General features: G+C 69.4%; 7 protein-coding genes and 2 pseudogenes. 7 read left to right on the forward strand and 2 right to left on the reverse strand.

Going from position 1 to position 9,566, the window contains the following annotated elements; genetic code table 11:
- A pseudogene (locus tag A9X00_RS31850) lies at window positions 1-669 on the reverse strand (hypothetical protein); the annotation flags it as partial.
- Between the two features lie 332 nt (window positions 670-1,001).
- Here A9X00_RS31850 and sucC point away from each other — a divergent pair.
- On the forward strand, window positions 1,002-2,165 hold the full coding sequence (sucC, locus tag A9X00_RS12315) for an ADP-forming succinate--CoA ligase subunit beta (protein ID WP_067153287.1): 1,164 nt from the start codon (window positions 1,002-1,004) through the stop codon (window positions 2,163-2,165).
- 16 nt (window positions 2,166-2,181) lie between these two features.
- The gene (sucD, locus tag A9X00_RS12320) at window positions 2,182-3,084 is read left to right on the forward strand and encodes a succinate--CoA ligase subunit alpha (protein ID WP_067153289.1); all 903 of its coding nucleotides are present in this window, start codon (window positions 2,182-2,184) and stop codon (window positions 3,082-3,084) included.
- 196 nt (window positions 3,085-3,280) lie between these two features.
- Here sucD and A9X00_RS12325 read toward each other — a convergent pair whose 3' ends face one another.
- Window positions 3,281-4,129 carry an LLM class F420-dependent oxidoreductase gene (locus tag A9X00_RS12325; RefSeq protein WP_067153290.1) on the reverse strand — a complete coding sequence of 283 codons (849 nt, stop codon included), beginning with the start codon at window positions 4,127-4,129 and terminating at the stop codon, window positions 3,281-3,283.
- Between the two features lie 214 nt (window positions 4,130-4,343).
- Between A9X00_RS12325 and A9X00_RS12330 the strand changes: the two genes are divergently transcribed.
- From A9X00_RS12330 to A9X00_RS12350, 5 genes and pseudogenes are all read left to right on the forward strand, one after another.
- Entirely contained in the window at window positions 4,344-5,243 is a 900-nt protein-coding gene (locus A9X00_RS12330; protein WP_067153293.1) for a DUF5336 domain-containing protein, read from the forward strand.
- A gap of 39 nt (window positions 5,244-5,282) precedes the next feature.
- Window positions 5,283-6,659: a DUF6350 family protein gene (locus A9X00_RS12335; RefSeq protein WP_369830744.1), complete on the forward strand. Its 1,377-nt coding sequence runs from the start codon at window positions 5,283-5,285 to the stop codon at window positions 6,657-6,659.
- Between the two features lie 122 nt (window positions 6,660-6,781).
- Window positions 6,782-7,411 (forward strand): phosphoribosylglycinamide formyltransferase, encoded by a 630-nt coding sequence (gene purN, locus A9X00_RS12340; protein WP_067153295.1) that lies wholly within the window; start codon window positions 6,782-6,784, stop codon window positions 7,409-7,411.
- Entirely contained in the window at window positions 7,408-8,976 is a 1,569-nt protein-coding gene (gene purH / locus A9X00_RS12345) for a bifunctional phosphoribosylaminoimidazolecarboxamide formyltransferase/IMP cyclohydrolase (RefSeq protein WP_067153297.1), read from the forward strand. Before purN ends, purH begins: the two co-directional genes overlap by 4 nt.
- 42 nt (window positions 8,977-9,018) lie before the next feature.
- Window positions 9,019-9,566: pseudogene (locus tag A9X00_RS12350) on the forward strand (magnesium chelatase); the annotation flags it as partial.

The following is a 9,566-nucleotide window of genomic DNA, read 5'->3' on the forward strand; positions in this document are numbered from 1 at the left end:
CCGCGCGGCGGCCCCCCCCCCCCCCCCCCCCCCGACATCCCGCCGCCCCGGCGCGGGGGCCACCCCCCCCCCCCCCCCCCCCGCGCGGCCGGGGGCCGCGGGCCCCCCGCGCGGGGGGCGGGGGCGGCCGCCGCGGCCGCCCACACCGCGACCAGTCACGCCGACACCCCCAAGACGGAGGCCGTGCTGACGGCCAACGCGTCGGCGCTCGACGGCGGGACGGGGCCGAACACCATCCGCGGCGGCCGCCCCGGCCGCCATCGCGGAGATCAGCAGGCGGCCCCGGGCCGCGCTGGTCGGCTGCTTGCGGTGCTGCCCGCCGCGCCGGATCACGGGAATGACGTCGGTGATGTCCGAGTGGTTGCGACGCACCTCGATGTCGGGGGCGTCGGGCTGGAACCTCGCCGGGACCGGCACGGCGGCGGGAGCGGCCAGCAGCAGCGGGCCCAGGTCGTCTACGTCGTGCAGGTCGTCGAGCTCGGGCGCCAGCAGCACCTGGGCCTCGTTGTCGAACGTCGAGTCGTTGCTGAAGTCGAGGTCGTCGAGGTCACCCGACTCGTCGGCGAATTCCAGGTCGTCGAAGTCGAATCCGTCGAGCGGAAGAATCTCGGTGACTTCGTTGCGGTGGGTGTCGGTCCACCGGCCGCCGGCTGCGCGACCGACCCTCACGACGCCGGTTGACACGGCAGAATGACGGGCTAAACGGTGCTGCGACAAGCTGAATTGTCCTCGTATCGTGACCATAACGTTATCTGGACCCTAGGAAGGTATCCGCTAACCGACGGGGCTGGCAACCTCGGGCTGAGAAGCCGACCAATATTGTGATTCGCATCACTTTTGAGGCGTGCCAGTATGCCGTGAGCTGTGCCACATCGGTGGACGCGACGGTAGCAGGCTTTCGGCGGGTGGATACAGTGCCAGCGTGCGAGTTGCCGATTCCGGCGCCGCCGCCAACGTAAACGTATAGGCCTAGCAGCAAGCCGACCGAAGACAGTGAGGCCATGGACCTTTTCGAGTATCAAGCAAAAGAATTGTTCGCCAAGCACAACGTACCGAGCACGCCCGGGCGAGTGACCGACACCGCCGACGGCGCCCGGGCCATCGCCGAGGAGATCGGTCACCCGGTGATGGTCAAGGCGCAGGTCAAGATCGGCGGTCGCGGCAAGGCGGGCGGCGTCAAGTACGCCGCCACCCCCGAGGACGCGTACGAACACGCCAAGAACATCCTCGGCCTGGACATCAAGGGCCACGTCGTGAAGAAGCTGCTGGTCGCCGAGGCCAGCGACATCGCCGAGGAGTACTACATCTCCTTCCTGCTCGATCGCGCCAACCGCACCTACCTGGCGATGTGCTCGGTCGAGGGCGGCATGGAGATCGAAGAGGTGGCCGCCACCAAGCCCGACCGGCTGGCCAAGGTGCCGGTGAGCGCCGTGACGGGTGTCGACGTGGCGACAGCACGGTCCATCGCCGAGCGGGGCCACCTGCCGGCCGAGGTGCTCGACGCCGCCGCGGTCACCATCTCCAAGCTGTGGGAGCTTTTCGTCGCCGAGGACGCGACGCTGGTCGAGGTCAACCCGCTGGTGCGCACGCCGGACGACCGGATCCTGGCGCTGGACGGCAAGGTCACGCTGGACGCCAACGCCGACTTCCGCCACCCCGGCCACACCGAGTTCGAGGACCGTGAGGCCACCGACCCGTTGGAGCTCAAGGCCAAGGAACACCACCTCAACTACGTCAAGCTCGACGGCCAGGTCGGGATCATCGGCAACGGCGCGGGCCTGGTGATGTCGACCCTCGACGTCGTCGCCTACGCCGGGGAGAAGCACGGCGGGGTCAAGCCGGCCAACTTCCTGGACATTGGCGGCGGCGCCTCGGCGGAGGTGATGGCCGCCGGGTTGGACGTGGTGCTGGGTGACGAACAGGTCAAGAGCGTGTTCGTCAACGTCTTCGGCGGCATCACGTCGTGCGACGCGGTGGCCACCGGCATCGTCAAGGCGCTGGAAATCCTCGGCGGCGAGGCCAACAAGCCGCTCGTGGTGCGCCTCGACGGCAACAACGTCGAAGAGGGCCGGCGGATCCTGACCGAGGCCAACCACCCGCTGGTGACGCTGGTGGCCACGATGGACGAGGCCGCCGACAAGGCCGCCGAGCTGGCGAGCGCCTGAGAAAGGACTTGGAGTCATGTCGATCTTTTTGAACAAGGACAACAAGGTCATCGTCCAGGGCATCACGGGCAGCGAGGCCACCGTGCACACCGCCCGAATGCTCAAGGCGGGCACCCAGATTGTGGGCGGTGTAAACGCGCGCAAGGCGGGCACCACCGTCACGCACGAGGACAAGGGCGGCCGGATCACCAAGTTGCCGGTGTTCGGCAGCGTCGCCGAGGCGATGGAAAAGACCGGCGCCGACGTGTCGATCATCTTCGTGCCGCCGAAGTTCGCCAAGGACGCCATCATCGAGGCCATCGACGCCGAGATCCCGCTGCTGGTCGTCATCACCGAGGGAATCCCGGTGCAGGACACGGCATTTGCGTGGGCCTACAACGTGGAGAAGGGCAGCAAAACCCGCATCATCGGGCCGAACTGCCCCGGCATCATCACGCCGGGCGAGGCGCTGGTGGGCATCACGCCGGCCAACATCACCGGTTCGGGTCCCGTCGGGCTGGTGTCCAAGTCCGGCACGCTGACCTACCAAATGATGTACGAGCTGCGCGATTTCGGGTTCTCTACGTCCATCGGCATCGGTGGGGACCCGGTGATCGGCACCACCCACATCGACGCCATCGAGGCGTTCGAGAAGGACCCCGAGACCAAGGTCATCGTGATGATCGGTGAGATCGGCGGCGACGCCGAGGAGCGCGCGGCCGACTACATCAAGGCCCACGTCTCCAAGCCGGTCGTTGGCTACGTCGCGGGGTTCACCGCACCGGAGGGCAAGACGATGGGCCACGCCGGCGCCATCGTGTCCGGCTCGTCGGGCACCGCGGCCGCCAAGAAGGAGGCGCTGGAGGCGGCCGGCGTCAAGGTGGGCAAGACACCGTCGGAGACCGCCGCGCTGGCCCGGGAGATCCTCAAGAGCCTGTAGCTCGTGTGAGCGCGAGCAGTCCCCCGCAAGCGGGAGGTACCCCCAGCAAAAGTCCCCGCTGACCGGCGTGTCGCGGGGCTTTTGCGTCTGCTCGCGCTAAACCGCGCGCGTCATTCCGCCACACTTACACCACGCACACGACACGCCCGCGGACGCTCGCCGCTGCTTAAGTCTCGTGATCGCGGGGGCCGGGCCCTCAGACCGCGGCCGCCAGCTTGCCGGCCAACCGCTCCACGTAGGCGGCGATCTCGTCTTCGGGGCGGTCCGGCAAACCGAACAGCACCTCGGTCACCCCCAGCTCGGCCCAGCGCGCCAGCTTCTCGGGGATCGGCTTGAAGTCCAGCGCGACGATCTGCGGAGCGCCGTCGCGGCCCGCGGCGGCCCAGGTGTCCTGCAGCAGCTTGACCGGCTCGTCGATGTCGAAGTCGCGCGGCGTGGTGATCCAGCCGTCAGCGCTGCGCGCGATCCACTTGAAGTTCTTCTTGTTGCCTGCCGCGCCCACCAACACCGGAATGTGCGGCTGCACCGGCTTCGGCCAGGCCCAGCTGGGACCGAACTTGACGAATTCGCCGTCGTAGGCGGCCTCTTCCTCCGTCCACAACGCGCGCATCGCCTCGATGTACTCGCGCAACATGGTGCGGCGCCGGCCGGCCGGCACCCCGTGATCGGCGAGCTCGTCGGTGTTCCAGCCGAACCCGACGCCCAGGCTGACGCGGCCCCCGGACAGATGGTCAAGGGTCGCAATGCTTTTCGCCAACGTGATCGGGTCGTGCTCGACGGGCAGCGCGACCGCCGTCGACAGGCGCACCCGCGACGTGACAGCGCACGCCGCGCCCAGGCTTACCCATGGGTCTAGCGTGCGCATGTAGCGGTCGTCCGGCAGCGACGCGTCGCCCGTCGTGGGGTGGGCCGCCTCGCGCTTGACCGGGATATGTGTGTGTTCCGGCACGTAGAAGGTGTGGAAGCCGTTGTCGTCGGCAAGCTTGGCGGCGGCCGCCGGGGAGATGCCACGATCGCTGGTGAAAAGCACGAGCCCGTAATCCATGCACAGGATTAGAACGTGTTCTACCGATGCGGGGCAAGCTGCGCAGGCGCGGCGTCCCGGCGCGGCCGCCCGGACGTGCGCTAGCGTGGGTGATCGATCGTGCCGCGACGCAACATGGGGAAGGTGTTTCGAAGCGGCGCGCCCAACGGCACAGCGTCGCGCTTGAATGTGACACCGCCGAGACACAAGACCACGGGAAGCAACAGGAGGAGTCATGACCTACTCGCCCGGTAGCCCCGGATATCAACCCCCGCAGCCCGGCGGCTCCTATGCGGGCAGCACACCGTCGTTCGCCAAGACCGACGACGGCGAAAGCAAGCTTCCGCTGGTTCTGAACGTCGCGGTGGTGGTGCTCGGCATCGCGGTGTATCTGCTGAACTTCGGCCCGACGTTCACCATCGGCGCCGACCTCGGCCCGGGCGGTGGACGCGCCGGCGACGCCGGCACCGCGGTCATTGTCGCGGTGCTGGCTTCCCTGCTGGCCGCGATCAGCTTGCTGCCCAAGGCCAAGAGTTACGTGGGGATCGTCGCGGTGATCGCGACGCTGGGCGCGCTGCTGGCAATCACCGAGACCGTCAACACCCCCGCCGGTTTCGCGATTGGCTGGGCGATGTGGCCGTTGGTGGCCTGCAGCATTTTCCAGGCGATCGCCGCGATCGGTGCGTTGCTGCTGGACGCCGGCGTCATCACCGCACCGGCCCCGCGGCCCAAGTACGACCCGTACGCGCAGTATGGCCAGTACGGGCAATACGGCCAGTACGGGCAGTACGGACAGCAGCCGTCGTATTACGGCCAGCAGCACGCGGGACACCAGGAGCCGCCGCGGCCTTCCGGGTACGGCGCCCAGTACGGGGGCTATCCGTCCAGCCAGGACGTGACCCAGCAGGCGATCCCCACGTCGACCGGCGGCTTCGGTGCACAGCCCGCGCCGCAGTCGGGTCCCCAGCCCACGGCGCAGCAGGGCCCGTCGACGCCACCCACCGGCTTCCCCAGCTTCAGCCCGCCGCCGTCGTCCAACGAGTCGCAGCCGGGTTCGGCCCCGGCCGAGCAATCCAGCCACACCGGCGGCCAGGAGCAGCAGTCGCCGTCATCCGGGCCGGCGGCACCGGCCTAAGCGCGCGCCCTCGCGCGTAGTCGGGCACGTGCGCCAAGAGTGACAAGGGTGTCGGAAAGCGCGGACCACCGGGCGGCGGGCGCTCGCCAGGCGCGCGACCTTGCCCGGGTGGCGTTCGCCCCGGCGGTCGTGGCATTGGGCATCATCGCCGCGGTCACGTTGCTGCAGTTGCTGATCGCCAACAGCGACATGACCGGTGCGCCGGGCGCCATCGCCAGCATGTTTCTCGCGGTGCACCAGGTGCCGATCTCGATCGGTGGCCGCGAACTCGGCGTGCTGCCGCTGCTGCCGGTCCTGTTAATGGTGTGGGGCACCGCGCGCACCAGCGCTCGGGCGACGTCCCCCTCCTCGTCATGGCTGGTCGTCCGGTGGGTGATCGCCTCCGCGCTGGGTGGGCCCCTCCTGATGGCGGCCATCGCGCTGGCGGTCATCCACGACGCGTCGTCGGTGATCACCGAGCTGCAGACACCCAGCGCCCTGCGGGCATTCGCCAGCGTGCTGGTGGTGCACGCCATCGGCGCCGCGATCGGCGTGTGGTCGCGGGTGGGCCGGCGCGCGCTGGCGGCGTCGCCGCTGCCGAATTGGCTGGGTGATTCGCTGCGTGCCGCGGTGGCCGGCGTGCTGGCCCTGCTCGGGCTTTCCGGCCTGGTGACCGCGGGCTCGCTGGTCGTGCACTGGTCGACGATGCAAGAGCTTTACGGCATCACCGACTCGATATTCGGCGAGTTCAGCCTCACGGTGCTGTCGGTGCTGTACGCGCCGAACGTCATCGTCGGCACGTCGGCGGTCGCGGTCGGGTCTTCCGCCCACCTCGGTTTCGCGACGTTCAGTCCGTTCACGGTGTTCGGCGGCGACATGCCCGCGCTGCCGATCTTGGCCGCAGCCCCCACGCCGCCGCTGGGCCCGGTCTGGGTCGCGTTGCTCATCGTGGGCGCCTCGTCCGGTGTGGCGGTGGGACAGCAATGCGCCCGGCACGCGCTGCCGCTGCTGCCGGCTCTGGCCAAGCTGCTGGTCGCGTCGGTCGCCGGGGCGCTGGCGATGTCATTGCTGGCCTACGGCGGCAGCGGTCGGCTGGGCAACTTCGGTCACGTCGGCGTCGACCAGGGGGCGTTGCTGATCGGCGTGTTTTTCTGGTTCGCGGTGGTGGGCTGGGTGACCGTGGTGATGGCCGGCGGAATCCTGCCCATCCGGTTCAGAAGGCCCCGGCGACAGAGAGCCGCGGCGGTCGAGGAGCCCGCAGACTTCGCGGAGCAATTCGACGAGCCGGATGACGAGGTGGTCGACGAGCCGGACGGCGAACCGACCGAGGAAGAGCCGACGGTCAGCCAGGTCGACGAGCCACCCCGCGAGTCGGCCGCCGAGGACAACGAGGCGCCCCGCGAGTCGGCCGCCGAGGACCACGACGCGCCCGACTAGGTTTGACCGTCGGGCTTCTCAGCGCGCCGTGCCGGCGCGCATCGTCGCCCGACTAGGTTTGACCGTCGGGCTTCTCAGCGCGCCGTGCCGGCGCGCATCGTCGCCCGACTAGGCTCCCCGTTGTGCCCCAACCGCTTCACGTGCCCCCCAGCGCGCCGGCGCGGGTGGTGGTGCTGGCGTCGGGCACCGGCTCGCTGCTGGGCTCCCTGATCGAAGCCGCCACGGGTGACTTCCCGGCGCGTATCGTCGCGGTCGGCGTGGATCGCGAATGCCGGGCCACCGAGGTCGCCGCGGCGGCGTCGCTGCCGGCGTTCACGGTCCGCCTCGGCGACTACCCCGACCGCGCCGCGTGGGACGCGGCCATCACCGAAGCCACCGCCGCACACTCGCCCGACCTCATCGTCTCCGCCGGGTTCATGAAAATACTTGGACCGCAGTTCCTTTCACGATTCTGCGGCCGCATCCTGAACACCCATCCGGCGCTGCTGCCGGCGTTCGCGGGTGCGCATGCGGTGCCAGAAGCGCTGGCTTACGGTGTGAAGATCACCGGCTGTACGGTGCACCTGGTGGACGCCGGCATGGACACCGGGCCGATATTGGCGCAGGAGCCCGTGCCGGTGCTCGACGGCGACGACGAAGAGACACTGCATGAGCGCATCAAGGTCATCGAACGGCGACTGTTGGTGGACGTGGTGGCCGCGATCGCAACCCGCGGCGTGACCTGGACCGGACGAAAGGCGAGCATAGGATGAGCGACGAGTCACGAAGGGCGATTCGCCGCGCCTTGATCAGCGTGTACGACAAGACGGGGCTGATCGGACTCGCCGAGGGCCTCGCCGCAGCGGGCGTCGAGATCGTCTCGACCGGTTCCACCGCGAAAACCATTGCTGACAAAGGCATTCCAGTCACACGCGTGGAGGAGCTGACCGGCTTCCCCGAGGTGCTCGACGGTCGAGTCAAGACGCTGCACCCGCGGGTGCACGCCGGGCTGCTGGCCGACCTGCGCAAACCCGAGCACGCCACGGCGCTCGAGGAGCTCGGGATCGCGGCGTTCGAATTGGTCGTCGTCAACCTGTATCCGTTCAGCGAGACCGTCGGCTCCGGCGCGGGCATCGACGAATGCGTCGAGCAAATCGACATCGGCGGTCCGTCGATGGTCCGGGCGGCCGCCAAGAACCATCCCAGCGTGGCGGTCGTCGTCGACCCGCTCGGGTATGACGGGGTGCTCGCGGCGGTGCGCAACGGCGGATTTACCCTCGCCGAGCGCAAAAGGCTGGCGTCGCTGGCCTTTCAGCACACCGCAGACTACGACATCGCCGTGGCCGGCTGGATGGAGTCGACGCTGGCGCCCGAGCATCCGCCCACGGCGTTCCCGCAGTGGCTCGCCGGCAGCTGGCGGCGCACGGCGATGCTGCGCTACGGCGAGAACCCGCACCAGCAGGCCGCGCTCTACAGCGACCCCGGCGCCTGGCCGGGCCTGGCGCAGGCCGAGCAGCTGCACGGAAAAGAGATGTCCTACAACAACTTCACCGACGCCGACGCGGCGTGGCGGGCCGCCTTCGACCACGAAGAGATCTGCGTGGCAATCATCAAGCACGCCAACCCGTGTGGGATCGCGATCTCGTCGGTGTCCGTCGCCGACGCGCACCGCAAGGCCCACGAATGCGACCCGTTGAGCGCCTTTGGCGGGGTGATCGCGTCGAATACCGAGGTCAGCGTCGAGATGGCGGAATACGTCAGCACCATCTTCACCGAGGTGATCGTCGCGCCGGCCTACGCGCCGGGCGCCGTCGAGGCGCTGACGCGCAAGAAGAACATCCGGGTGCTGGTGGCCTCCGAGCCGCTCGCCGGCGGCACCGAGCTGCGACCGATCAGCGGGGGACTGCTGGTGCAACAGCGCGACCAGCTCGACGCGCACGGCGACAACCCCGCCAACTGGACCCTGGCGACCGGATCGCCGGCCGACCCCAACACGTTGACCGACCTGGTCTTTGCGTGGCGGGCCTGCCGCGCCGTCAAGTCGAACGCGATCGTGATCGCCGCCGACGGCGCCACCATCGGCGTCGGCATGGGGCAGGTCAACCGGGTCGACGCCGCGCGGCTGGCCGTTGAACGAGGCGGCGACCGGGTGCACGGCGCGGTCGCGGCCTCGGATGCGTTCTTCCCGTTCCCCGACGGGCTGGAGACGCTGACCGCCGCGGGGGTGAAGGCGATCGTGCACCCGGGCGGATCGGTGCGCGACGACGAGGTGACCGCGGCGGCGGCCAACGCCGGCGTAACCCTGTACCTGACCGGGGCCCGTCACTTCGCGCACTAGCACGCTTACCGGGTGGGCGCTGCGCCCAACGCGTACTTTGGAATGGTGCCATCACCGAGCAACCTGCCCCGCACCGTCGGCGAACTGCGTGCCGCCGGTCACCGCGAACGGGGAGTCAAACAGGAAATCCGCGAAAACCTGCTGACCTCGCTCGCCGAGGGAGACGAGGTGTGGCCCGGCATCCTCGGCTTCGACGACACCGTGTTGCCCCAGTTGGAGCGCGCGCTGATCGCCGGTCACGACTTCGTCCTGCTGGGCGAGCGCGGCCAGGGCAAGACCCGGCTGCTGCGGGCGCTGGTCGGGTTGCTCGACGAGTGGACACCCGTCATCGACGGGGCCGAGCTGGGCGAGCACCCCTACACCCCGATCACGCCGGAGTCGATCCGGCGGGCCGCGACCCTCGGCGACGACCTGCCGGTGGCGTGGAAGCACCGCAGCGAGCGCTACACCGAGAAGCTGGCCACGCCGGACACCAGCGTGGCCGACCTGGTCGGCGACATCGACCCGATCAAGGTCGCCGAGGGCCGCAGCCTCGGTGACCCGGAGACCATCGCCTACGGGCTGATCCCGCGCGCGCACCGCGGCATCGT

Source organism: Mycobacterium sp. 1245805.9 (assembly GCF_001672915.1).
GTDB lineage: Bacteria > Actinomycetota > Actinomycetes > Mycobacteriales > Mycobacteriaceae > Mycobacterium.

Coding starts and splice junctions, on each gene's coding strand:
- sucC (WP_067153287.1), top strand. CDS start 1,002: ATGGACCTTTTCGAGTATCAAGCAAAAGAATTGTTCGCCAAGCACAAC.
- sucD (WP_067153289.1), top strand. CDS start 2,182: ATGTCGATCTTTTTGAACAAGGACAACAAGGTCATCGTCCAGGGCATC.
- A9X00_RS12325 (WP_067153290.1), bottom strand. CDS start 4,129: ATGGATTACGGGCTCGTGCTTTTCACCAGCGATCGTGGCATCTCCCCG.
- A9X00_RS12330 (WP_067153293.1), top strand. CDS start 4,344: ATGACCTACTCGCCCGGTAGCCCCGGATATCAACCCCCGCAGCCCGGC.
- purH (WP_067153297.1), top strand. CDS start 7,408: ATGAGCGACGAGTCACGAAGGGCGATTCGCCGCGCCTTGATCAGCGTG.